Source organism: Arthrobacter sp. CAU 1506, assembly GCF_005047635.1.
Taxonomy (GTDB): domain Bacteria; phylum Actinomycetota; class Actinomycetes; order Actinomycetales; family Micrococcaceae; genus Crystallibacter.
In genome coordinates this window covers 1-25,201 of the sequence record NZ_SUKC01000018.1, presented here as the reverse complement: position 1 = coordinate 25,201, position 25,201 = coordinate 1, and the positions used below count along the sequence as shown (strand labels likewise).

The window sequence follows — 25,201 nt, the reverse complement described above, 5'->3', positions numbered from 1 at the left end:
GTGTCGGGTCAGAACATTAAAGCTTTCGACGGGCATGGTGATCTTGACCCCGGGATCTGTCTGGACTCGGGTTTTCACTTGGGTATGATCTCTAGGTCCTGCCTGCTGCCCAAGACCGACAGCGGCATCCGGATCAGGAGGATGCAGTTGCCACCTGGCCTCTCGATCGGGTGGCCGGCGGGAAGGGGAAGCAGCAGTCTTCACCAGTCCATCGCCTTAGGCCATTGATCCGGAAATCCGGTTCCACTCGTGATTCCGAGGTGAGCTCCGGCCAAGCTAAAGCAGGAGGGCCTGCTCCGAGTCCATGCGTCTGGGGCAGCGACCGCCTATGGACTTCGATCCTGCGCCTGAACGCTTGGACAGGCTGCGCCTGTCCGACGCGCGTGCCGCGCAGGCCGCGGAGAAGGCCATCCGTGGCATTCGGAACTGCTCAGCTCACAGATCAAACTGTTGGCGGTGCCTACGCGGTTCCGGCGGGAATCTTCTATTAAAGAATGAGGTCTTCTTGAGGAGTTACACACCTATCTTGTCAAGGTAGGTCACAACGTGGGCCGAGAACTCCTCATACATATGCTCATCCGCGCACACAAAGCCACCCTCGATCTCGATTAGGTCCACCGAGGCGGCGTTAGTGTAGCCGGCCGCGACCTTGTCTTTGTGTGGGTAGGCCACCGGGTCGCCGGTGTTTGCGATGACGAGCAGCGGGGCGGTAACCAGGTGGGCCCTGTCCTCCATGACGTAGCGGGCACAGGCTATGTGTCCCTCGACCGGATCGACGGCAAGTGCGTCGCGGATAAAACGGTTGAGAATATCGGGACGGCCTTTCGGGTACAGCGGATAACGTTTGGCCCAGAGTGTCATCAAGTGCGATCCGTCTTCCCGGTTGGGTGCACGGTCAACGAAGTCATCTCGTGAGATCAGCGCCCACGCCTCGTCACGAGCTGCCTGGTCTCCGTACTCTCCGGCCGAGAATACACAGGCTAGGACTCGGTCCGGCACGGCCGCCGATATCTCCGACGCCACGAAAGCGCCGGTATGATGACCCACGACAGCAAAACTCTCCAGCCCTAGGGCGTCGGCCAGAGCAATCACTCCCTCGGCGTACATCTCAATCGTCTGCTCGATGCCCGGTTCTGGCTTGGCCGAGGCGCCGAACCCGTACATATCCATCGCAATGGCGCGACGGCCGGAGGCCGCGATGAGCGGGATGACATCGCGAAACTCGTCCCAAGACCGCGGAGTTTGGTGGAGCAGGATAACTGGAGTACCGCTGCCCGCCTCCGCGTAATGCAATTGGCCGAGCGCGGTGTCGGCATAACCGAAACGGACAGTCGGAGCGGGCATGGGAGATCCTCCTCGTTCTAATGAGTCAGTAACACCATCGCCTGTCGACGATAGCCGGATCAAAGCCTCGGTCCTCTGAGTGGTCCTCTGGTGCGTCAAGCGGTCTCGATGATTGCATCATCCGTAACAGGAGGCTAGCTACCGGAGGCCTAACCTTGGTCTCACGAACTCTTCAGAGCTCGCCTATTACGGACGTAACGACAACCATATTTATGGCCCCACGCACACCCCTGGAAAGCCGGTCATACCCCGGAGGTTGCAGTGGGGTTCCGCTGCCGCAGTGGCCGCCGGACTGGCTCGGCTGGTCGAGGGGACGGACGGAGCCGGCTCGGTCCCGGTTCAGGAGCGAACCGGAAGCGGGCCGTTTCAGGGCAGCCGGCCCATTGTGGTTCAGAGCGATTAGGCAGAGTGGACGATTTGGCCACCGACCATAGTGAGTCGTACCGGGCGATCTACCAACGAGTCCACTTCTGGGTCGTCCGGCCAAGCGCCTTCGAGCACCGCTAGATCAGCGGCTTGGCCGACCGCCAGCGTACCGCGCCAATCCTCGGCGTGGTCCCGAACAGCCGCCCCCTTCGTTAGAAGCGCCAGTGCGTCCAGGGTCGTAATGCCCTCGCCATCGTCCTGCGGCACCGGGCCCGCCCAACAGTGCTTTCTGGTTACGGCGTACACGACGGCGGGACGCCAGTCCGGGGATGCTACGGGAGCATCCGATGTAATGCCAGGGAGGACGCCGGCCCGCAGCACGGAACCGATTGGCTCCGTCCGCCGCACCCGGGCCTCGGAGAGCTGGGTGGCGAAGGTACTGATGATGCTCGGGTTGAAGGAGACGCCGATGCCATACTCCGCAAGGGCTTCACAACCGCTCGGCCAGAGTTCAGTGGCATGGATGAGGTAGTGGCGGTGCGGGCTGTTCGGCGCCAGCTCCGCGATCGAATCGATGACGGTCTCGATCGTCTGATCACCGATGCAGTGGATGGCCACCTGCAGCCCTGCGCCATCGACGGTTCGGATAATCTCGCGGAGCTCATTGACCTTGTCAGCATCGCTCTGGCCCGCCAAGACCATGTGGCCACACTGATGGCCAGGAGGGTTCATCTCATGGACCGGCTCTTTGTGCCAAGTGGTGCCATTCTGGGGGGTGCCGTCTGCGAAAACTTTAACGCCGGCTATACGCAGTCGTGTAGGGTCTATGCCGCGACTTTCGAAGACTTTGTGGAGGCCCGCCTCAAGCTGCTCCCTCACCGCCCCGGCGTTGCCGTCACCCGTGCCGACCGGCAGAGTGAGGACTGTTATGCGCAGAGTGAGATCCCCTGATTCGGCGAAGTCGCCGAGCACTTGCATGGCGGCGACTGAGGGCGACCCGTCGAGGAGCGCAGTTGCTCCCGGACCCATTCCCGGCTCGGTCAGCGCCGTGATGCCCATAGCGTGTAAGTCGGCTTGCCCTTTGCGATACGCGTCGAGCAGCTGCTCGACGGGGATCCGCGGAATGGTCTCGAGCAGAGGGATGATGGCGGCGTCTTGGAGGAAGCCCTCGGGGTTGCCCTCGGCGTCCCGATTAATTACCCCGCCCTGCGGGTCTGGGGTCTCCTTTGTGACGCCCGCGAGCTTGAGGGCGATGGAATTCGCGGTGAGAGCGTGACCGCTCCAGTCGAAAATGACGACGGGAGTGCCGGCGATGCCGTTGACGTCGAGAGCGTTGTCGATGTCGTTTGCGGTGATGTTGCGCCCGAGCACGAGTGGGTCGGAGCCGTGACCGCGGATCCATCCGCTCGCATCGATTCGGTCCGGCGTCAACAAGTCCGGGAGCTGGCCGAGGTCCGTGAAGACATCAGTGCCCATTTTTACGTAAGCGTGCGTGGCCACAGCGTAGGCAGTGAAGTGGAGGTGACCGTCGTCGATTCCAGGAATGACGGTGTTTCCAGCCAGGTCTATGACTTCGGTGTCAGGACCGGTGAGGGCTTCGGCGTCTGCGCCAAGCGCTGTGATCACCCCGTTAGCGATTGCCACTGCTTGTGGGCGGGAGGCTAAGTAGTCGGTAGTTGCCCTGTCACCCGGCCGCCAGTTGGTGAGGTCGAGGACGGGTCCGCCGCGGAGAACGGTATCGGCATATTTGGTGCTCATAGTGCTCCTAGTGTCGAGAGTGCAGCGGGGTGTTAGAACCGAATGATGGCGCGGCCGGTGATTTGGCGGGAGCTAAGTCGGTTTAAGGCCGTGGATACTTCATCGAGTGAGAACTCTTCCATGGCGAGGGTGAGGCTGCCGTCGGCAAACTTAGGCAGCAGCTCAGTTGCGTAGCGCTCCGCCGCAACCCCGTAAGCCATCAAATTGACCGGCAGGATCGCGACTGAGGAGAAGAACCAGTTCGGCAGGTCAAGGGTGAATTCAGTACCCGCCGTATAGCCGAGGATTGCCGCCTTGCCTCCGAACCGGACCCAGTCGATCCGCTCACGGAGGCCCTGGCCCCCAACGGTATCGACAAGGAGGTCAGCGGGGCGCGTCCTCGCCAAGGCCGCCGTCCCCACCGAGTCATCGAGTGCGACGCCAAGGACACCCGTGGGAAGGCCAGAAATCTGCGATGAGCGGGATACCAAACCGATGACCTTAGCACCGGCTGCTAACGCCAGCTGCGCGGTCATCGAGCCCACAGCGCCTGAGGCGCCGGAGACGATTACAGTCTGTCCGGCCTCTAACTTCCCGATCTCAAAGAGTGTCACGGCGGCTGTTGCCGTCGGAGTGAAGAACGCGGCTGCAACGGCGGCATCGACGGCCACGTCCAACGGCAGCAGCGCGCCATTTGGGGCCACGGCATACTCTTGCCACGTCCCGTTCTTGTCCAGGCCGACGGCTCCGTCGCGGAAAATTACTTGTGTGCCGGGTGTGTGCTTATCAGATTCGATGACAGTCCCCGCGCCCTCGCAGCCGGGCACGTATGGGAGAGGCGGGGTCAGCTCAAACTGCCCCGTTTGCACGGTAACATCCAGGTGGCTCACGGTGGCGGCCTCAATGCGGACCAGTGATTCGCCAATGCCCCGTTCCGGGATCGCCACTTCCTCGACGACTGGGGCGCTCTTCCATTCATGAATCCTGGCCGCGCGCATAAAAACCTTTCTCCGAGATAGTACGAACCCAGCCTGCCAGTTCGAGAAGGACATCGTTTGCACGTGGTCCACTGGCCGGACTCGCAGAAAGTGCCGGAAGCATATGCTGTTCTGATGGGAGCACATTAAGTTTCAACGGGCGTCCGGTATAGGAACACGCCTTTGGCAAAGGCCTGAATTCGGGAGAATGACATGACGCAGTACTTGGCCACGCAGCCTTCCGCAGCCGCAGACGAGGACACCCGCACCCGGTTATTGGACGCGGCGATTCACATCGCCAGCACCCAGGGGCTGGACAAGGTTACCTACCGATCAGTGGCAGCCGGGGCGGGGCTCTCGCACAGCCTCGTGCGGTTCTATTTCGGGACAGGCGAGGCGATGCTCACGCAAGCATTGGAGCGAGCAGCCATGCTTGACATTGCTGAGTCTCACCTCAACGCCGGCAGTATTGATGAGTTCGGCAAGGACTTCCTTGGGGTTATGGCCCGGGAGCACCAGCGGGGGATGCTGCAGTATGACTACCTCCTGCGTGCGGCGCGGGGCGGTCCTGATTCGGAGCGGATCACGGCCATTTACGACTATTACATCCGCGAGATCTCAGCGACGCTCGCTAACTTGGGAATTCATGACCCAGAAGGCTCCATTGCAGCGATGATCCAGGCAGCCATGGACGGGCTGGCCCTCCAGCACGCCGCGTACGGGTCGAACGAGCGCTCCGAGCGGATTCTGGAGCGTATTCGTGACATGCTCCGCTTGCTCAGCGGCATTTCTTCACAAACAGCACGGCAGCAATAGCAGTGCCCGCAAGCTGGGCCTGGACTATGCATGATGCATTGATCCGCCTTGAGCCACCGATTCCTTTTTAAAGCGGTTCGGCCAACGAACCGTGCGAGGGCCATCCGACGTGATTTCGTGTTTCATCTTATTGGGGAACACCAACGACTTAGGAGACACCGTGCGCACGACGCAGCTGCTTATCGGCGACCAGTGGGTCGACGCCGCCACCGGAGCGACCAGTGAGACGATGAATCCCGCGACCGGTGAGGTGATTGGACAGTTTGCCGACGGCGGAAAGGCAGACGTCGATGCAGCTGTTGACGCGGCGAGCGACGCTTTTGAATCCGATGCGTGGCGGTCAATTTCGCCGGATGCGCGCGGCAAGATGCTGTGGCGGGTGGCTGAGCTGCTCGAGGAGAACGCTGAGGAGATTGCTGCGCTGGAAACCCTGGATCAGGGTCAGCCCGCATTCGTCTCCAGGAACATTTCGCTGCCTCTGGCAGCCCAGGTTTTCCGCTACTACGCGGGGTTTGCTACCAAACTCGAGGGAAAAATCTCACCCGTCTCGATCCCGCACCAACTCAGCCTCCAGCACCGGGAGCCAATCGGGGTCGCGGGACTCATCACTCCGTGGAACTTCCCGCTCGACATCGCAGCGTGGAAACTCGCCCCTGCTCTCGCCACTGGCAACACTGCGATCCTCAAGCCGGCCGAACAGACGCCGCTGTCGACCGTCCGGCTTGCGGAACTCTGCCGCGAGGCGGGTATCCCGGCAGGTGTTGTCAACGTTGTCACGGGTGGCCCAGAGGTCGGCAAGGCACTCGTCGCTCACCCCGGGGTCGACAAGATTTCCTTCACCGGCTCTACGGCGGTGGGACAGGAGATCGTCAGGACCGCCGCAGTTGACCTCAAGCGGGTCGGCCTCGAACTCGGTGGCAAGGCCGCCAGCATCATATGCGATGACGCTGACATAGACGCCGCGGTTATGGGCAACTTGCACGGTGCATTGTTCAACACCGGCCAGGCGTGCGGTGCTTTTACCCGCTTCTTCGTCCACCGTTCCCGCGCCGACGAGTTTGTGTCTAAGCTTGCAGCGGCGGCGAATGCACTCAAGGTCGGGCCCGGTCAGGACCCGGCCACCGTCGTGGGGCCGCTCGTGTCCGAAGATCACCTCAACCGAGTCGACGGCTTCGTGAAGTCAGGCATCGAGCAGGGTGCCCAGCTGGTCACCGGTGGGAGCCGCGCCGGCGGCGCCCTAAAGAACGGCTTTTTTTACAAGCCGACGGTCTTTACTGAAGTCAAGGACGACATGACGATCGCCCGTGAAGAGATCTTCGGCCCCGTTCTCTCCGTCATGCCATACGACGACCTCGACGAGGCCGTTGCGCGGGCCAACAGCACGTCCTACGGGCTCGTGGGAGTGATCTGGACTCAGGATCTACAGCTGGCCCACAAACTGCCGCCGCGCATCAAGGCCGGCACTGTTTTTGTCAACCAACTCCCGCTAATCGATCCCGGCTCACCGTGGGGAGGGATCGGCCTTTCCGGCTGGGGTCGCGAACTGGGGTCCTACTCGATCGATGAGTACACTGAAACGCGGTCGGTTTTCATCAACTTGGGCTGACCCAACCAACCCCACTCCCAACCAGACGGTGAACTGCGGTCCGGAAGAAACGGACCGACGTGTCGTAGCCGAAGCGCGCACAGAAGGAACACCTCATGCACAGTCCACTCTTTGACGCCCTAACCGCGGATGAGATTACCAAGGTCTCGACCCTGATCAAGCAGAAAGGCATCGGGGGAGAGCGTCCCGGCTTCGGCTCGGTCTTCACCCACGAGCCGGACAAAGCCTTGCTCCGGAGCGGCGAGAAAGTGACGCGGCAGGCGCGGGCACTCGTCCTGGACCGTACCTCAGCGGCCACATTCGACGTCATTGTCGACCTCGAGGCCGATACCGTCGTGTCCTCAGTCCAGCTCACCGACGGCGGGGCACAGATGCTCGCCGAGGAGATCGTCCTCGTGGACGAGATCGCCAAGGCTTCCCCTGAGTACGTCGCGGCGCTCGCTAAGCGGGGCATCACTGACCTGACACTAGTCCAACTGGACCCGTTCGGTGTTGGGAACAGAAGCGACATCAACCTCGAGGGGCGCCGACTGTGGGCCTGCGTGTCGTACTTGCGCCACTTTGAGGACGACAACGCCTACGCTCATATCATCGAAGGCGTAATAGCCATCATCGACACGGTCAGGCGCGAGGTTTACGCCATCGAGGACTCCGGCGCAAAACCAATGCCGATGGCGTGCAGCAACTACACCCCGGATGCGAATGGGCCAATGCGCGATGACATCAAGGTCCTCGACATTGTCCAACCTGACGGGCCGAGCTTCACCCTCCATGGCCCGCAGATGAACTGGCAAAAGTGGCGATTCCGCATCAACATGCACCCCATCGACGGCCTGGTCCTCTCCGGAATCGAATACAACGACAGCAAAGCGGGGGAGGCCGAGAACTACCGCTCCGTGATGCACCGGGCCTCCCTCGCAGAGATGGTGGTGCCATACGGCATCCCTGAGGCTGCCCACTACTTCCGCAGCGCCTTCGACGCCGGCGAGTACGGCATGGGCAAGATGGCCAACTCCCTCGTTCTCGGATGCGACTGCCTTGGCGATATCACGTACCTGGACGCGGTCATGGCCGACGACGACGGGAACCCATCAGTAATCAAGAATGCCATCTGCATTCATGAGGAGGATGCCGGCATCCTTTGGAAGCACACGGACTGGGTGACCGGGAAGGTCGACGTACGGCGCTCCCGGAAGCTCGTGGTCAGCTTCATCGCCACGATCGGCAACTACCACTACGGCTTCTACTGGAACTTCTTCCAGGACGGGCATATCGAAGTGGACACCAAGCTCATGGGCGTCGTGCAGACGATCGCCTACGAGGACGGCATAGTGCCCTCGAACGCCAGCCCCATCGCACGGAACCTGGCGGCTACATGGCATCAGCACCTGTTCAACTTCCGCCTTGACATGGAGGTCGACGGCTGGCAGAACTCCGTGTACCAGAACGACGTGGATGGCGAGCCGGTCGGCCCGGCAAACCCGTACGGCAACGCCATCCGGTTGACAAAAACTCTGATTGCCCGCGAGCAGGACGGAGACGGCCTGACTAGTCCGCAGACAGCACGTACATGGACCGTGGTCAACCCCAACAAGCCGAATTCCTGGGGCGTACCGGTCGGCTACAAACTCATTCCCGGCTGGGCTTCGGACACACTAATCGCGCAGGAGCCGTCGCTGATGGTCAAGCGGGCGGGATTCGCTACCAAGAACCTCTGGGTCACGCCATACGCGCCCGATGAGATGCATTCCGCAGGCGACTACCCCAACCAGGACCGCTCCGGCGCTGGCCTGCCTGCATGGACGGCTGAGAACAGATCCGTGGAGAATACTGACGTGGTGCTCTGGCACACGGTAGGGGTCACCCACATCCCGCGGTCGGAAGACTGGCCCGTCATGCCAAATGAGGTTGCAAGCTTCATGCTGGTGCCGAACAATTTCTTCGACAAGAGCCCCGCACTCGACGTCCCCGACCTTTCGAAGGACCGCTGCTCATCGGGTGGCTGCTCGCACTGCCCTCCCGGTGCCTGCAACTGCGGCCACTGAGGTGGCAAATTCGGGCCACCGGAGATTTAGTAGGTCTTTGAAGGAGACGCGGACTGACTGAGTGTAGAGGAGGGGCTCCTCGCGCGTGAACTGGTCCCCGAAAGTTGGACTGGCCAAGTAAGATCCTAAGCCGCGAGGGCCTGGGCACGGTATTGCACCGGACTCAGGCCCTCAAGCTATGTCGAGATCCGTTCGGTGTTGTACCAACGGATGTACTCCTTCAGCGCTGCGGTTAGTGCGACGGTGTTGAGGAATCGGACACGGTGGAAGAGCTCTTCCTTGAGATGTCCGAAGAAGTTCTCCATCACTGCGTTGTCGTAGCAGTTGCCCTTCCGGGACATCGATTGCACGGCGTCGGCGCCCCCCAGGAGAGCCCGCCACGAGGCGTGCTGGTGCTGGATGACGTCCCCACTTCTCGATCAACTGCGGAGAGGACAGCTGGAGCTCTTTAGCCAGGGCGACTTTGCTCTCTCCAGCTTGAAACCGGCGCACAGTATCGAGTTTGAGCTCGAACGAGAACACGCGCTTGGTTGGCTTGGTCACTAGCGTTGTCCCTCCGCGAACTCTCCACCGGTATAACCGGCGGATCGCTTGTCGCGCACCCCGAGCCTTGTTGCCACGGATTTGGCACCCCAACCGGTTTCGAACAACGCTACCGCGCTCTGGCGTTGGTCCTCTGACAATGAACTGCATGCATGCATGAAGCTGCTCCCCGTAAGTCAGAACTGATTTCAGTCCAACTTTCGGGGAGCAGTTCACGCGCGAGTGGAGCCCCTCCTCTACACGTAGAGACGCGGAGCCTGGCGGGTTTTCGTCTTGCTCGCTAGCAGTTGGAAGATGGTCGAGACGCTCGTCAATTTCTCATACCTACGGTGGAACCAGGCTCTAGTGAGTTCTTAATACGTCGTTCGTGGGCTCGTAACAGGACCTTAGCGTTTGGTTCTTCAGCCGTATGAAACCGCGCACAATGGCAATGCTGACGGACAAGCCGCCCTAGTAGGAGCCGGGTTGGCCGGCTCCTACCGTCCTGATGTCCACCCCGCGGACAGGGGACCTAGGTGTCGGTGGAAGTGTTCTGCCGTCGCGCGGATGACCACTGACCGCTCATATTCCGCGCCGCTTCGTAGGTCTGAGAGTTAAGGAATAGCGCCGCCTCGGACCTTTCCATGGGTATTTCGCTGGCCTCGAGCCAGGACCGGGTCAACATGGCCGCGAGATCGAGAGGTGCCCTTCCCCAAGTGGCTTCGACTTGGGTGACAGGTGACAGAGGCACTTCAAGTAAGTGCCCATTATCGTCTATCGGAGACGCCAGGCCCAGCAGGGCCGCCAATGTGCTAACGGCCGAAGATTCCCAGCTGCCACGCCGTGCAACAGAGAGCCCATATGCTGGCCCGACCTCCCGCACCCATCGCACCGCTGACCGCGCATCGAGCAGCTGCGCTGGAAAAGACGCGACATCCGTCAGGCGGTACTCCACCGACACAACAGCTATCCCGGTAGCGGCCAACGGAAGAATACGCGCGTCGAAGGAGTCCTTGCGGTCACCGCCGGCCCAGCCTCCACCATGAAAGTAGAGAACCGTCGGCGCTGGACGATCCATCTCGGGCCGATGGATGTCAGCGAGTAGTTCAATACCATCGACCAGAGAGTAGATGAGGTCGTTGACCGAGATGACCCGCCGGTCTTGAACGCCTCCCGCGGTAGTCACGACTCGCGAAGTTCCCGTCGAGCACCCCGCACGGCGACAGCCTCAATTTCAACCTTCATGCGCGGATCTACCAAAACCACGCCACCCAACAGCCCGGCTGAAGCGGGCGGGGCTTCCCCGAATGCCTCGGTCATCGCCGGCGTCAGTGCATCGACGTCCGCGATGTCGCTGAGGTAGGGGTGAACCCAGACCACTTCTTCAAGGCTTGACCCCTCACGTTCGAGGAGGGCAGCAATGTTGCGCAGGGTCTGGCGGATCTGCTCATGCGCGTCATCAGAAATGGACCCGTCCGGCAGATGGCCACCAACACCCGACACAAAAATCGTTTCCTCGTTGGCGAGCGTGAGAGCGGCGGGGTGCGAGGTCCCTTTGGGCCGAAAAGACTTCCATACCGACATGTAGATTCTCCTTACTAATTGCGGTACTGACCGCCGAGCAGGACACCGCACGCGTTCGATGATCTTAGTCAAGCTGAACCCAGTCCGGCCGGAATGCTCCGGGTCTGTCCACTGGACCGAAGCCACGATTCCTACACCAACCCTTACCCGAGCGGCCACTCGTCATGTTGCTGTCTCAGCAGGAATGGCTTCACAGCAAGGAGATGCACCACGCGTTTCGACACGAAACGACGTTGTTCGTCTCGCTTCAGTCCATTGAACGGACCGTAAGGTTGGGTCGGAGGCCAGCATGACCAAGATTGGTCTTCATGACGACTAACACCCTGATCGATACCGAAACACTTACCGGCCTAGTCAAGCGCTTGGAAGTCCTTGAGGCCGAAGCAGATATCCGCCGCATCCAGGCACGGTACATGTTCCTCTGCGATGTTCCGCTCCCTGAGTATGGAGTAAAGGACAACCAGGAGCGGATCGAGCTCCTGTTGGACCTCTATGCGGACGACGCCGTATGGGAGGGTGTCGGAGAGTACTACGACAACCAGTTCGGTCGCTCTGAAGGCAAGGATCAGCTTCGGGCCCATTTCAATAACTTCTTTGACGACACACGTGAACCCAAGCTGCTCCTCAACGCGCACTACTTGACCTCGGAGCAGATCCACGTCCACGAAGACGGCGCTACTGCCGACGGACAGTGGATTCACTTCCAGCCGTGGCTCTTCGCCGACGGCAAGAGCTTGATCCGTGGCAGCAGGCTCAACAACCTCTTCCGTAAGGTCGACGGTGCCTGGAAGGTCGCCAGAACCCGCACCGAGAACGTCTTCATCGTTGACCTTCCCGATAACTTCGCCAGCGACTTTCCATCCACTTCCGTACTCCTTGGGCCCTAAGCAGCCGAGGTGGCACAGGCGATCCTGGCAGGAAGCGCAGCGGCGCCGCTGACGAGCTTCCATTCCAATGCCGCATAGTTCTCAAAGGAGCCCCACTGCGAGAGGAACCAGAGGAGGTAGAGAAACGAGGTCTCGCGGAAGTCACCATGGAAGTGAAGTCAAGAGCGACGAGGTTTCGCACCGCGTCGGACGCCACGTTGGTCGTTAGCCACTGCGCGGCGCTCATCGCGTCCCACTCTGCCGCGCGAGAAGCATCCAAGGCGCAGCTGCCCGCACTTCAGCCGCGAGTTCGGCAAGTAGCTCGTGTGCGGCGGCGTACGCGACGGCTTCCTCGGGGTTGCTCACGCGGTGTGGTCTCGGTAATTCGCGTGCCGCGATGCACGCGGACGCCTGCGCCTGAAGATCGTGCGTGGTCGACGGTCATCCCGAGTTCCTCGGCGAGTGCACGCAAGGCGAATTGCCCCGGCTCCGTAAATTCACCGCCACCCAGCAACACCGTTCCGTTCGGGCGAATGAAGGGCTTCAGACGGCCGCCGATTTCTGGCTGCGCTTCCAGGACGGCTACCTCTGCCCCCGCAGCTGCCAGGTTTCGCGCAACCACCAGTCCAGACAGACCTGCGCCGACCACGGCACTGAGATCGACTCCGGAATTCTTCCAGAACTATTCATGGGAACAGTTTTAGTGTTCTTGCTCACAAAGCGAACGTCGTGGTTCGGTAACCGGACCGGATGGGATGCGAGTGCCGTGCGGTGAGCGTCGGCTGGCGCTACCCAGTGCGCCCATCGCCGTGGTGGCACGCGGTGGGGCGAGGCGGCTCGACTAAGGGTACTTACGAGGGAGGCCGGGTGCCGCCGTCTTTGGTGACCACCACTTCGGCTATCGAGTGGGCGATCTCGAGTTGGGCCTCTTCCCAAGGGACGGAGGGATGGAGACCTTTCATGGAGGTGCTTCCCTATGCGTCAAGCTGGATCCTCACCTACAAGTGGTTCAGCTTGAGGTCCTCATGCATGCGCGACGGCAGCCGAAATAGGTACCTTGGCTGCGCAGCTGCGGGAGGCGTATCGTCAGGCTACGTGCACCGGTCTCACCGGTTCGGCATCCTCGCGATTGTCGTGACGGTCATAGCTGCGATCGATGGGCTGGTTCTCAATCAGTCACAGTTGGTACGTCGGAAAATTCTCGCCCACGGGGATGCCGGCGTTGAGCGTGGCGGGGCATCCGTTCCAGGCGCCCCCAGATCTTAGGAGGTGGGGAGCATGACAAGGCGGTAGACCTCAGGGGGTAATGGCCCGCCGGGTCCTCGCACGCCCAAGTCATGTCGTGGGGGACTCGGTGCCGACCGCGACACTAAAGGCATCGTGACGCTTCCGGATGGCGAGTGTCCCCTACCAGCCGCGGACACCACGGTTGCGTCGTGGGCTAGGGCACTGGGCAACACCACAACAGCGCCGGCAGACAGTCAGGAAGACCTGTCCCAGGCATCGCGTTCTTCGGTGCGGCCGAAGGGAACCTCATCGCTGAGCCCGACGGTGAAGTGACCTGCCCCCCCAGACGGGTGACCTGGACGCCATGTCGGCGGTCTTGTAAGGCGACCGCCATCATCTGGTCGACCGCGGCGTTGAGGCACTCGTCCCTGGAGGCCCCGTCACGGACCCTGACTTCGGCGATGATGTCAACCGAGGTGTCCATGGTCTGTCCCTTCGTGATCGGCAACCGACAGCACCGTGTGGCCCTGCGCCTTCTCGTACAGGGCCCGCCGGTCGATCCCGTGGGCCGTAATCCATAATGCGTCCGCGGGCGCGGTCACCTCCTCGACGTAGCCGGTGCGGATGGTGCGACCGCGGTGCTGGATCTGCACCTTCCGGCCGACCAGATCATTCCAGTCGCTAAAGCTGCCCATGACGAGGCCTTTCCCTAATTGCCATTTGTATATGGTTTATGCGCCGATGCGTAGCCTTTCGCGTTCCACTACGTTCAGCACGCGGTTTTCCTGAGAGAGGAAGGCCACCGGCGCAAGGGCAGGGCCGTCGTGTCAACGTTAACGCCGGTGCGTCTAGGACAGGACGCGATGGCAACCCTGGACTCGCTTCAGGCCTTCGGGCCGTATCGGTACCCGGTAAGGCACCGCCCGCGTTCACCTGTTCGGCAACCTTCCCCCTGCCCATACCTGATCCGGCTATGGCAAGAAGCAGCCACGTTCTAGGCCACGGCGGGTGCGAGGACGATGTCGAAGCGTGTACGGGCCCAGGTTTGGTCGGCCAAGGCGCGGCCGTCGGGGGTGGGTGTGCCGGCGAGTTGTTCGTCAAAGTTCTTGATGAGGGATTGTTTGACGCCGAAGACAGTGTCGGATTTGAGTAATTCGTCGCCTGTGACGAAGATGTGTGTGACGAGGGTGCGATAACCTTCGGCGGCGACCATGAAGTGTAAGTGGGACGCACGCATCGGGGATCGTCCGGTGGCTTCGAGCATCTGGCCCACGGGTCCGTCGTGCGGAATGGGGTATGGGGTGGGGGTCAATCCCCAGAAGTTGTATGTGCCATTCTCGTCGGTAAACAGGTGCGCCCTTCCTGAAACGCGTCCGTCCGGGTATTGGACGTCGTAAAAGCCGTCTTCGTCGGCTTCCCAGACCTCGATACGGGCGCCGGGGATCGGATTGCCATCGGTGTCTTTGACGGTGCCTTCGACCCAGCAGGGCTGGCCGGAGGCGCCGTTGGCGATGTCGCCACCGATCGGGATTTCGGGGGCGTCGTCCACGAAGAACGGGCCGAACACGGTGGCTTCGGTAGCGTTGCGGTAGGCTTCGTTGTTCACGTTGATGGTCTGCATCGAGGCGCCCAGAACGTCGGAGAGCAGGATAAATTCCTGCCGCTTGTCATCTGTGATGTGCCCGACTGCGGTGAGGAACTCGATCGCTTTGTTCCATTCGGCCTCGCTCAGGCGCACGTCGCGGATGAACGCGTGCAGGTGGCGCACGAGTGCCCGCATGATCTGCTTCAGTCGGGCGTCCGAGGCGTTATCGAAGGAAGCCAAGACATATTCGGTCAGGCGTTCTTCTACGGCGGTTTGTTCCGCAGACACTGGGGCGCTGCAGCTGATATGGGTGGTGTCGGTCATTGTGGTGTCCCTTCAGATGCCCGGCGTAGTGCCGGCCCAGGCAGCTGTGAGCAGCTCCGTGAGATTTTCAGCAGTAGCGGGGCGGGGGTTGGAAGCCGGGATGATCGGAAGGATGATGTCGACTGCTTCGGCAATGTTTTCTTGGGTGAATCCGTAGTCCCTCAGTGCTCGGGGCGCATCCAGGACCTCGCGAAGGTGGTTCAGTCCGTCCACAGCGTCGGCGGTGCCGAACGCGGCAGCGATGCGGGCGGCCGCGTCAGGGGCGGCCGGGGCATTGAAAGCGAGCACGTACGGCAGCACTGTCGCGTGGGTCTGAGCGTGTGGCATGTTCCAGGTCCCGCCGAGCACGTGGCAGATCTTATGGTGCAGGCCGGAGGTAGCGGAGCCAAACGCGACCGCTGACAGATAAGCCCCGTACAGGGCCTGTTCTCGTCCGATGAGGTCCTGCGGGTGTTTCTTGATCAGCGGCAGGCCCTGATCAAGCGCCCTGATGCCTTCTGCGGCCAGGGCCTGGTTAATCGGATCGGCCCGAGGTGCCCACATCGAATCGATGCAGTGCGCCATGCCATTCAACCCGGAGGCGACTGAGAGGTCAGCCGGCAGGGACAGGGTCAGAACGGCGTCGTAGATCACCGTCGCTGGCAGCACGCAGTCTGCAACGCCGGTGGTCTTGCGGGCAGCCTCGGTCAGGCCCCAGACGTTGGTTGCCTCGGACCCGGCGTAGGTGGTGGGCACGGCCACGATCGGCAGACCGGAGGTCAGCGCGATGGCCTTAGCCAGGCCGGTGGTTGAGCCACCGCCGACACAAACCAGCAAGTCAATACCGTGCTCGGCAGCCGCGGCCCTGGCTTTTTCGGCCTTCTCGACCGGCACATGCGGGGCCACGTCGTCGTAATTCAACGCCACTTCGATGGCGGAAGCGACCTTGGCGGCAATCGGCGCCTCACGCTCGGAGGCAATCATCATCACCTTCTTCGCCTCGAACCGGGCGACCTCGGCCGCAAGGTTCTCCGCTGCCTTGTCGGAACCGAAGAGGACCCGTTGGCCCAGGGTGACGTGTTCGAAGGTCAGGCTCACGGCCGGTCTTCCTCTCTGATAGGGGACTGTTCGTTAAGGTCCCGTTTGCATTCGTGATCCATTTCCGGCTCCAGCCCGAGCCACGGATGGGCTACATAAGTGGAAGGAAGTTCTTTATCGTTTTTCATGACTTCGTTTCCCTTGCCGGTCGAAGCGGGCTTTACAGAAGCTTTTGCAATCGTGCGATTCCCGTAACGGCTTGACATACCGAGAGTGGTGGCAATCTGAGCCATCGCCGCCGGTTCCGCGAGAGCGGAGACGTCGCCGGTCTCGCGGCCCTCGACGAGGTCCTTGAGCAGGCGTCGCATAATCTTGCCCGAGCGTGTCTTGGGCAATTCTGGGACCACAAGGATGTGCTTAGGCTTAGCGATCGGACTGATCTGCTTAGCAACATGCTTGCGCAAGACGGCGGCGACGTCTGGGGCGTCCTGTGCAGCAGTGTTGAGAATCACGAACGCAACCACAGCTTCGCCGGTGGTCGCATCTCTGGCTCCGACCACCGCCGCTTCGGCGACGGACGGGTGGGCGACCAAGGCAGATTCGATTTCGGTAGTGGATAGCCGGTGGCCCGAAACATTCAACACATCGTCCACCCGGCCCAGTATCCAGAGGTCGCCGTCGCCGTCCTTCTTCGCGCCGTCGCCGGCGAAGTAGATGTTTTCGAAGCGGGACCAGTAAGTTGCCACAAAACGTTCGGGATCGCCCCAAATTCCTCGCGCCATGGCTGGCCAGGGTTCGCGAATGACCAGGAACCCGCCCTCCCCGCGTTCCACAGGCGTGCCCGTCTCATCAACAACGTCAACCGAAATGCCTGGTACAGCGACCTGCGCGGATCCGGGTTTTGTCGCGGTGCTGCCGGGCAGAGGCGCGATGATGTGTGCTCCGGTCTCGGTTTGCCACCAGGTATCCACGATTGGGGCAGGCTTATCCTTGCGCGGTCCGGGCTTCCCGTTATTTCCGGGCCCGGCGTTGGAGCCGATTACCTCGCGGTACCACATCCATGCCTCAGGATTGATGGGCTCGCCCACCGAGCCGAGCACCCGCAGACTGGAGATGTCATAGCTGTCCGGGATGGCTCGCCCCCATTTCATGAAAGTACGGATGGCAGTGGGAGCGGTGTAAAGAATGGTGACACCATACTTTTCGACGATCTCCCACCAGCGGCCTTGATGCGGGGCATCCGGTGTACCTTCATAAATTACCTGCGTGGCGCCGTTGACTAATGGTGCGTATGCCACGTAGGAATGGCCTGTTATCCAGCCGACGTCCGCAGTGCACCAGTAAACGTCGGTTTCGGGGTGCAGGTCGAAGGTGTCCTTGTGAGTTACGGCGGACTGGGTCAAGTAGCCGCCGGTGGTGTGCAGGATGCCTTTGGGAGTTCCCGTGGTACCGGATGTGTACAAGATAAACAGCGGGTGTTCCGCCTCATGCGCGATGGCGGTGTGCTGATCGTCTGCTGCCCCCACGGTCTCGTGCCACCAATGGTCCATGCCTTCGGTCCAGGCCACGGTCTGATTGTTTCGCCTGACCACCACGACGTTTTCCACACAGTGCCCGGGAGCGCTCAGCGCTTCATCCACAACAGGCTTGAGCGAAGAAGGTTTGCCGCGACGCCAGGAGCCGTCCGCCGTAACGACCAGCTTTGCGGCAGCGTCATCGATGCGCGACCGGAGCGCTTCAGTAGAAAAACCACCGAAGACTACCGAGTGGATGGCTCCGATCCTTGCGCAGGCCAGCATTGTGATCACTGCCTCAGGAATCATGGGCAGGTAGATGGCCACTCGGTCCCCTTTAACGACACCAAGGGACTCGAACGCGTTGGCCGCCTTCTTGACCTCTGCGGTTAACCGGGCATACGTGTAGGTCTGAGTGTCACCGGGTTCACCCTCAAAGTGGATCGCTACTCTGTCCCCCAGTCCGTTTTCCACGTGCCGGTCCAGGGCGTTGTATGCCGCGTTAACCGTCCCGTCGGCAAACCACCGCGCCATGGGCGCTGCCGACCAGTCCAGGACCTGGGTGAAATTTCGCTCCCATGTCAGCACTTCTCTGGCTCGGGAAGCCCAATATCCCAGGCGGTCGACGTTTGCAGACTCGTAAAGTGACTTGTTCGCTACGGCGTTCGCGGTGAATGCAGGGTCCGGGGGAAAGCTCCGGCTCTCATGCAGGCTGGCCAGGGTGCTGGATTCCGACACGGTGGTCCTTTCAGTTCCGTAGGAGTAAAGGGTCCATCTGGATGATCCGTCTAGCGCGGGCCGAACGGGTTGCTGACTCCAAGTAGGACCATTTGGCGCGCCGGCGCCCGTCGGATTCCTGTCTGGCTTCCCCGGCTCTCCTCTCGACGGATCAGGGATTCGACGATCACACTGCTCAGTGATGAGTAGAGTCTTAGCCACCTACGTCGACGTGTGAACACCGCGGTCCAAGGACCGGACCGCCGTCGTCGTTCGCCAGCTGGCAACGCCTTGCGGTGCTGCGCGGCACCACGCGCCGAAATCTGTCCATCAGCCGGAATGGGTACTGTGCTGAGGTTCACCAACCGGACCGGGACCGCGCCGGCGGTGACCTGACGGATAGCATCGATAGATGCGGCCATGCGCCCTGAGAGTCAAGACGGAGATGAGGAGCGTTGACGTTGCCTAGTAGCGGGAGCACACAGGAAACTTTTTATGCGGTTGGGCTGGAGGTAAGCAAACGTACTCCGCTGAGCGGCCAGCACAGGTTTGACGCCGTCGTGGTCGGCGCAGGGTATGCAGGGGTTTCCGCGGCGCTCACTTTCGCCGAGGCCGGGATGAGTGTCATCGTTTTGGAGAAGGACCGTGTTGCGTCCGGGGCATCTGGTCGTAACGGAGGAATCCTTTTGCTTAGCGAAGGGACCCACTTGGCGGATCCGGAACAGTCCAGCGGCGTAGACGACACGCTTGGAGCTGCGGCGCAAGAACTCTTCCAATTGATGGAAGAGCACAAGATCGACGCGGATGCCCGGCGGGGAAGTCTTCGTTTGGCGATCACTAGCGGCCAAGCTAAGCAGCTCGCCAAAGCGGCGCGTTCAGCGGGGGAGACGACGTCGGGGCGTTCTTATCTGGACCAAGACGCCTTGCGGGAACACATCCGTTCCGACCGATACGTCGGCGGCCTCCATGAGCGGGATAATATCGCGCTGAACCCGCACCGGCTGTTGGAAGGGCTGGCTTCCTTGGCTGAACGTCGGGGTGCAGTTATAGCTGAGGACTCCGAGGTGGTGGAAGTGCAGACCTCGAGTGATTCCATCGTTGTGCGGACGGCCGCCGGCGAAGTGAAGGCCCGGAGGATGGTCGTAGCGGCCGGTGCAGGTACGGGGAAGGTGTTGTCGTGGCGTCGGCAGCAGCTCATGGTCGGCTTTTCGCAGATCGCGGTGACAGACCCGATTCCGGCCGACCTGCTTGAGTCGGTACTTCCGTCATGGGTGGCAACCAGTGAAATCGCCACGTTCTCGCGGTACTTCCGCCGACTTCCCGATAACCGACTCCTCTTCGGCATCAGCACGCTCTTCGAATCGATATCCGGAGACAGACTCGAGGAACGAATACGCCGTGAACTCCGTGACACGTTCCCAGCCCTCGGCGATGTCCTCTTCAACTACTCATGGGAAGGGGAAGTGGCTTCGACGATAGAAGAGACGCCGTTACTGGACCGAATTGCTCCCTCAGCAGTGGTGACTTCGAGCAACGGCGTACTGCCATCGTGGAATACCGGCCGGATCGCTGCCCAAGCCACCGACCCCCGTTACGCGTCCTATGACGTGGTGCGCAGCCACCGCCACCGCTCGTGGCCGCCGCTGGGGTTGCCCGACACGTTGGTGCGACGCGGAGCGAAGGTGTTCTTCGCGTTAAAGGACCGGATCTGATTCATCGTCCGGATCTTCCTGGACCTTGACTGTGCCAGGGTGGCCGCGAGTGGCGAGAAGTATCCTGCTGGAACGGTTGTTGCAGCCAGTGCGTCTGCTTTCGAAATGGAAGCGGACCTAGGTAGACCAAAGCACAACGACAACGTGAGCTTTACTCTCGTTCAGTGGACCATGCAGGTTGGGAAGTTGAAGGCTTAGTTAAAGTGCAGGCAACGTCGACGTGGGCCGCCCAGGCGTTGCGTCATCAAGGAACAGGCGGGGCATCCAAGCGTCGTTCACTTGACTGCGGCAATTGGTCCGAGGGGACGAGCCCCCGACGGAGAGGACTTCTCCGGTTCGGAAACACTGCTAGAACAGTGATCGCCATAGCGGAAGTCCTAGCCCCTGTCTTGCTGTGAGCCGGACTACACTAATCGGTTCGGTAGGTGAACCGAAGCGTTCTTCCCCTGCCGCTGTCCTGTCACGCTCAAACTGCATGGCCGCGCCTGAGTGCCCTCGTGATGGACTCGCTCGGTCGAATGACGCGTCAAATTCAGCGGCGCCCGGCTGGGAGCCACACGGTATGAGGAGAATGAATTGACCGAACGAACCGTTTCACTGGATGGCCCCGAGGGACTTAGTTCCGGGGCTGACGCTCAACTCAAGGGCGAGAGCATCGCCACTCGACATATCGTCGCAAGCGTTATCGCTGCGGCCGCGCCCATTGCCGGCATTGTAGGTCTGGTTCCTCTGGCCATTCTGTTGGGGAACGGAGTCGGCACGCCGGGAGCGATCCTACTCATCGCGATGCTGCTGGTCCTCTTTTCGGTGGGCTTCGTACGAATCGTCCCCCACGTGCGGAACGCAGGCGCTTTCTATGCTTATGTCTCCCAAGGCATTGGGAAGGCGACCGGTCTGGGCACCGCCTACGTACTAACGTTGTCGTACATCGCGCTGTCTATCGGTGTAGTGGGCGGTTTTGGGTTTTTCGGTCAGGAGCTTCTCCACCGGGTCGGAATAGATATTCCATGGATCTGGTGTGCCGTCTTCGGAATTCTAGCAGCGACTGCCTTGTCCATAAGCGGGATCCAGGTGGCAGCCCGCGTGCTCTTGGCCATTTTGGTTCTCGAGACACTAGCCCTCCTCGTTATGGACGTCGGTATCCTTGCCCAAGTAGGTCTCGGAGCCTTCTCATTTGACGCTTTCAACCCGAACGTGGTTTTCAGCGGCGCGATCGGCGTCGCAGCAATCTATGGTTTCTCCTGTTTCCTCGGTTTTGAGGGCACCGCGATCTACGCGGAGGAGGCCAAGGATGCAAACCAGGCGGTCCCTAAGGCCACATACATTGTCATCGTCCTTGTCGGCTTGTTCTACGGCCTTTCTGCATGGGTTCTCATCGCAGGCGCTGGCTTTGACCAGGCAGTTGGTCGCAGCGGTGAAGATCCTGGTCTCTTCGTCTACGGGCTTGCTGAACAGTACGTCGGCTCTGGCCTATCAAACGTGATTGGAACCCTCAACATTGTCAGTCTGTTTGCCGGCGCTCTTGCCTTCCAAAATGCAGGCGCCAGATACCTCTTCGCCTTGGGTCGTGATGGTGTCCTGCCCAATCAATTTGCTCATACATCGCCGCGCCTCGGTTCGCCGATTCCCGCTCTGCTTGTTGTGGGGGGACTCGCACTCGTTGTAACGGTCGCCTTCTACGCAGCGGGCCAGGACCCCTTCGTCGGACTGTCCACCACAATGACCGGATTCGGCACCATCGGGCTAATCGCTAGTCTGACAGTGACGTCCTTTGCCATTGGCATCTTCTTTTTTCGCCGCGGGGAGAGGACAGTGGCGAAAGTCGGCGCGCCCATCCTGGCCGGCGTCCTGCTAGCCGCCTGCGCCGTTGCTGGGATTGTCAACTACGATGCCCTCGCAGGCAGTGAGTCGTCGATGACTTGGTTGCCGGTGATGCACGTGGTGATGTTCGCCGGCGGGATCGCGTTCGCCATTTGGTCCCGAACAAAGAAGCGCTCTACTTACGAAAACCTGGGCACAACACGCGTCTGAAATTAAGCGTTCGATCCGTCGGGTGTGTCTAAGGTCCTTCGTCGACACACCCGGCGCCGCTCTGCTATTCGCCACGTGTAGACGGGGGTCCTCACGCTACTAACACGGAATCACCCACTCGACCCCGAATGGGGTTCATTCGCTATGAAGATCAACGGTAATCTGCATTCAATTCAGGGAAGGAAAACGTGCAATACGAAATTTTGCACATTGCCCTAGGGGTTGTCCTGTTGGGCCTCATCATCTTCCACGTTGCGTGCCTCGTGGGTTCACGAGGAATCGTGACACGTATAGATGCGGGCATCCATGCTTTCATGTCTCTGGTCATGGCAGCCATGGCGTTCGGGGTGGCACTTCCGATTCTTCCGATATTTGCCCTTCTTCCTTCCTCGGCCTGGTGGTTCGTGATCCGAGGCACTGCTCGTACCGGTTCTTCCATGTCCGGCCAAACCCGGCAACGAGTAAAGAGCTTTTACAACGCAGCAATGATGACCGCCGCATGGGTCATGGTGGCACTACCCGTCATACAGAAATCGGGAAGCTCGGGTCCACCATTGCCTCATCATCACATGCATGGACGAGTAGGGATGCCAGACACAACAGGACTACCGGCACCTAGCGACGCACCGAATTGGAACCTTTTCTATCCTCTACTTGGCGGGCTGTGCCTGGTCGCAGCGCTGGTCTTCGCCGCTCGGTCAGTGCAGTATTGCTGCCGACACACGAGTTTGACGCGCGGTGCGGGGACGGCACCTCAGCAGTTGTCGACAACGGTGGCGGAGATGTTGGGTGCGGGGACAATGGGCCTGATGTTCATCTTCATGTAGGCGGGTGAGCCCGGCTGGATGGGCGCCAGCACAGCATGTCGGAACTGCTCTTGGGCACCGAATGGGACTACGAGTTCGATTCAATAGGAGTCGATGCCACGGGCAGCCCTTGCTCCCCGGTCAAAAGCTGAATGTTCGACACCGCACCAACGTATCGCTGCAAAGGCACCTCGGCTCCTCTCGGAGGGGGTGGAACAGAATGACTTGTAATTATCGCTGGCTTCGGGTATGGCCGGCATGGCTAGCGCATCGTGCCCGGGTCCATAACTTGGCATGGCCTTCACTACGCCGGTGCACTCTGCCTCGCTAGAGTCAAGGTCGCGTAGCTACGACGTCAAAAAAGATACGGATGCATCACTATGTTGTAGGCTAGCTGCATGAAGTAGCCAAACGCACGGAATAGCTATCCGCCCATGCCTACGAAATTACAAAGGTGACACTCCATGCCGCAATCGAACCAACTCGCCAGCAAAGCTGCCAACGTAGTCGCCGGAGCTGCTGTTGGGGCCTTTACTGCATTGGCACTCTCTTCCCAGCCACGATGGCTGCTGGAGTCTGGACACCCGCGGGCCATTTTCACGGAAACTGATCCGATTTCTCAGATTCCCAGTGAAGCCGACGTCGTTGTGATCGGCGGGGGAATCGCCGGGATCTCCACCGCGCTGTTCCTGAATGAGTACGGGTTGCGGACTGTCGTGTTCGAAAAGGGGTTCGTCGGCGGTGAGTCCTCAAGCCGCAACTTCGGCTGGGTGTACTCCAATGGCTTCCATGAGGACAAGCTTCCGCTGGCCGTGGATGCCAAAAACATTTGGACGGGACTCGCAAATCGGTTTGGTTTCGACGTCAGCGTCCGGCAGGGCGGTAACCTGCAACTGGCCTCCAACGAGGAGGAATTGGAAGCGCAACGAGCTTGGCAACGGGAGGCTTCCCAGCGTTTTCCGAAGGATATCGATGCCAAGATCCTCCGAGCCTCGGAACTCGACGAGTTGATTCCCCGCGCTAGTGCGAAGTACATCGGTGCCCTTCATCAGCCAAGCGACGGGTCGGCGGAGCCGACCCATGCCGTGCCGCTCATCGCCAAGGGGGCGCGTGCGGAGGGTGTCAAGGTATTCGCTCCTGTAGCTGTGCGCGCCGTGGAGACGGAAGGCGGCGCGGTGCACAGTGTCGTGACCGAGCACGGCGAGGTCCGTACTAAGCGGGTTGTGGTCGCTGGTGGAGCGTGGTCAAGGCTGTTCCTCGGTAACCTCGGCATCAATCTCCCGCAGCAAAACATCACCTCAAACGTGATTCGGGTTAAGGGCGGCACTGCGCATCAAGGGGCTGGCCACGGTGGTGGGGTCGCCTGGCGGGAACAGATCGATGGCAGCTACTCGATCGGCGTAACCCCGCACCCGATTCCGGTCACTTGGGATAGCTTCCGGGTACTCCCTGACTTCATGCCAGCCTTGCGCCAACTGCTCAAGAACCCGCTGAACTCGCCTTTGACTATTCGGGTTGGAAGTGATCTGCTGCAGTCCATGCGCACGAATCGCCGATGGCGAAACGATGAGATCACCGAATTTGAGCGGGTTCGTATGCTCACGGCGAAGCCCCTTATGCGCGCGGGAGATCGCGCTGTCGCTGCGACGAGGGAGTTTTTCCCGGCATTGGCAGACGCTCGAATCATAGAGAGGTGGGCCGGAGTCATCGATGCAACTCCTGATTACACCTCGGTCATCTCTGAAGTGCCCGCTATGCCGGGTCTCTTTATCAATACCGGGCACGGCGCTCAGGGCTTCGCGCTCGGTCCCGGCGCCGGCCGGCTAGCCGCGCAGCTCGTAGCCGAGCAGGCTCCACTCGTCGATCCAGAGCCCTTCCGGCTCAGTCGGTTCTCTGACGGACAACCCTTGCTCCTGCGTGAGTTCCTCTAACGTTGGAGATGTCAATCGTTCGTCTCGGATCGTGCCGAACCCCGCGACTAATGGTTTAGTCGCGGCTTGTTATCGTGATGCTATGGCTCCCCCCGTTACCTAATGGGTTGTGAGGGAGCCAGATGAGGACTTCCCGTTACCGTGGCCTGGAGCCGTCGAAAAAGATGGTTCCTCTGGCTCCCTCACGCCACGGAACGTAGGTTGACTTCGGGGGCTTGCTGCCGGCCAACGTCTCGACCAGGAAAGCGAACTCAGAGTTCTCACGCTAAGACCCGGCCCCGGCAGCTTCCGACAGGGATGAGAATGCCAATCAGATGTCGAGCCGTCGAGCTCTTCCATTAGGTCGCAACTGTCCCAAGTCGCAACGGTCCTCTGCAGCTACCGACGACAGGGGAAGGAACAGCCACATGACGGAAGTGTTCTGCGGCATCGACTGGGCAGAGGGACACCACGACATCGCACTCGTGGATCAAC

18 protein-coding genes and 1 pseudogene are annotated in these 25,201 nt (G+C 60.8%); 9 read left to right on the top strand and 10 right to left on the bottom strand.

The genetic code is table 11. The features are described from left to right. Positions 1–513 precede the first annotated feature (513 nt). From E4J89_RS16830 to E4J89_RS16815, 3 genes are all read right to left on the bottom strand, one after another. Positions 514–1,344 carry an alpha/beta fold hydrolase gene (locus E4J89_RS16830; protein ID WP_136787378.1) on the bottom strand — a complete coding sequence of 277 codons (831 nt, stop codon included), beginning with the start codon at positions 1,342–1,344 and terminating at the stop codon, positions 514–516. A 399-nt stretch (positions 1,345–1,743) separates the two neighbouring features. Further along, positions 1,744–3,468 carry an amidohydrolase gene (locus E4J89_RS16820; protein ID WP_136787377.1) on the bottom strand — a complete coding sequence of 575 codons (1,725 nt, stop codon included), beginning with the start codon at positions 3,466–3,468 and terminating at the stop codon, positions 1,744–1,746. 32 nt (positions 3,469–3,500) lie between these two features. Beyond that, the gene (locus E4J89_RS16815; RefSeq protein ID WP_136787376.1) at positions 3,501–4,445 is read right to left on the bottom strand and encodes a zinc-binding alcohol dehydrogenase family protein; all 945 of its coding nucleotides are present in this window, start codon (positions 4,443–4,445) and stop codon (positions 3,501–3,503) included. A gap of 192 nt (positions 4,446–4,637) precedes the next feature. Here E4J89_RS16815 and E4J89_RS16810 point away from each other — a divergent pair, with 192 nt between their 5' ends. The 3 genes from E4J89_RS16810 to E4J89_RS16800 all read left to right on the top strand — a co-directional run bounded on the left by E4J89_RS16810 (position 4,638) and on the right by E4J89_RS16800 (position 8,891). Beyond that, positions 4,638–5,240 carry a TetR/AcrR family transcriptional regulator gene (locus tag E4J89_RS16810; RefSeq protein ID WP_136787375.1) on the top strand — a complete coding sequence of 201 codons (603 nt, stop codon included), beginning with the start codon at positions 4,638–4,640 and terminating at the stop codon, positions 5,238–5,240. A gap of 160 nt (positions 5,241–5,400) precedes the next feature. Next, entirely contained in the window at positions 5,401–6,846 is a 1,446-nt protein-coding gene (locus E4J89_RS16805; protein ID WP_136787374.1) for an aldehyde dehydrogenase family protein, read from the top strand. A gap of 95 nt (positions 6,847–6,941) precedes the next feature. Further along, complete coding sequence (locus E4J89_RS16800) at positions 6,942–8,891, top strand: primary-amine oxidase (RefSeq protein ID WP_136787373.1); 1,950 nt, start codon at positions 6,942–6,944, stop codon at positions 8,889–8,891. Positions 8,892–9,067: 176 nt separating this feature from the next. On the opposite strand, the pseudogene E4J89_RS16795 reads toward E4J89_RS16800, so the two are convergent. The 3 genes and pseudogenes from E4J89_RS16795 to E4J89_RS16785 form a co-directional block, all read right to left on the bottom strand. Further along, positions 9,068–9,238: pseudogene (locus E4J89_RS16795) on the bottom strand (IS3 family transposase); the annotation flags it as partial. A 707-nt stretch (positions 9,239–9,945) separates the two neighbouring features. After that, positions 9,946–10,599, bottom strand: a complete 654-nt coding sequence (locus tag E4J89_RS16790) for an alpha/beta hydrolase (RefSeq protein ID WP_136787371.1) — start codon at positions 10,597–10,599, stop codon at positions 9,946–9,948. Continuing rightward, on the bottom strand, positions 10,596–10,997 hold the full coding sequence (locus E4J89_RS16785; RefSeq protein ID WP_136787370.1) for a Rid family hydrolase: 402 nt from the start codon (positions 10,995–10,997) through the stop codon (positions 10,596–10,598). Before E4J89_RS16785 ends, E4J89_RS16790 begins: the two co-directional genes overlap by 4 nt. Before the next feature lie 308 nt (positions 10,998–11,305). On the opposite strand from E4J89_RS16785, the gene E4J89_RS16780 reads away from it, so the two are divergent. Together E4J89_RS16780 and E4J89_RS19805 are read left to right on the top strand one after the other, a co-directional pair. Continuing rightward, complete coding sequence (locus E4J89_RS16780) at positions 11,306–11,884, top strand: nuclear transport factor 2 family protein (RefSeq protein WP_136787369.1); 579 nt, start codon at positions 11,306–11,308, stop codon at positions 11,882–11,884. 409 nt (positions 11,885–12,293) lie between these two features. Continuing rightward, positions 12,294–12,638, top strand: coding sequence for a hypothetical protein (locus E4J89_RS19805; protein WP_240691951.1), 345 nt, complete (start codon positions 12,294–12,296; stop codon positions 12,636–12,638). A gap of 919 nt (positions 12,639–13,557) precedes the next feature. On the opposite strand, the gene E4J89_RS16765 is transcribed toward E4J89_RS19805, so the two are convergent. The 4 genes from E4J89_RS16765 to acs all read right to left on the bottom strand — a co-directional run bounded on the left by E4J89_RS16765 (position 13,558) and on the right by acs (position 18,268). Beyond that, positions 13,558–13,785 (bottom strand): hypothetical protein, encoded by a 228-nt coding sequence (locus tag E4J89_RS16765; protein ID WP_136787367.1) that lies wholly within the window; start codon positions 13,783–13,785, stop codon positions 13,558–13,560. 299 nt (positions 13,786–14,084) lie between these two features. After that, the gene (locus E4J89_RS16760) at positions 14,085–14,999 is read right to left on the bottom strand and encodes an intradiol ring-cleavage dioxygenase (protein WP_136787366.1); all 915 of its coding nucleotides are present in this window, start codon (positions 14,997–14,999) and stop codon (positions 14,085–14,087) included. 12 nt (positions 15,000–15,011) lie between these two features. After that, positions 15,012–16,076 carry a maleylacetate reductase gene (locus E4J89_RS16755; protein ID WP_136787365.1) on the bottom strand — a complete coding sequence of 355 codons (1,065 nt, stop codon included), beginning with the start codon at positions 16,074–16,076 and terminating at the stop codon, positions 15,012–15,014. Then, positions 16,073–18,268 (bottom strand): acetate--CoA ligase, encoded by a 2,196-nt coding sequence (gene acs, locus E4J89_RS16750; protein ID WP_240691950.1) that lies wholly within the window; start codon positions 18,266–18,268, stop codon positions 16,073–16,075. The genes E4J89_RS16755 and acs overlap by 4 nt, the downstream gene beginning before the upstream one ends. Before the next feature lie 539 nt (positions 18,269–18,807). On the opposite strand from acs, the gene E4J89_RS16745 reads away from it, so the two are divergent. The 4 genes from E4J89_RS16745 (at position 18,808) to E4J89_RS16730 (ending at position 24,727) form a co-directional block, all read left to right on the top strand. Next, positions 18,808–19,959: an FAD-binding oxidoreductase gene (locus tag E4J89_RS16745; protein WP_169304040.1), complete on the top strand. Its 1,152-nt coding sequence runs from the start codon at positions 18,808–18,810 to the stop codon at positions 19,957–19,959. 576 nt (positions 19,960–20,535) lie between these two features. Further along, positions 20,536–21,990 (top strand): APC family permease, encoded by a 1,455-nt coding sequence (locus E4J89_RS16740; RefSeq protein ID WP_169304039.1) that lies wholly within the window; start codon positions 20,536–20,538, stop codon positions 21,988–21,990. 188 nt (positions 21,991–22,178) lie between these two features. Further along, positions 22,179–22,817, top strand: coding sequence for a DUF5134 domain-containing protein (locus E4J89_RS16735; RefSeq protein WP_136787362.1), 639 nt, complete (start codon positions 22,179–22,181; stop codon positions 22,815–22,817). Between the two features lie 443 nt (positions 22,818–23,260). Further along, positions 23,261–24,727, top strand: coding sequence for an FAD-binding oxidoreductase (locus E4J89_RS16730; RefSeq protein ID WP_136787361.1), 1,467 nt, complete (start codon positions 23,261–23,263; stop codon positions 24,725–24,727). The last annotated feature ends 474 nt before the right edge of the window (positions 24,728–25,201 follow it).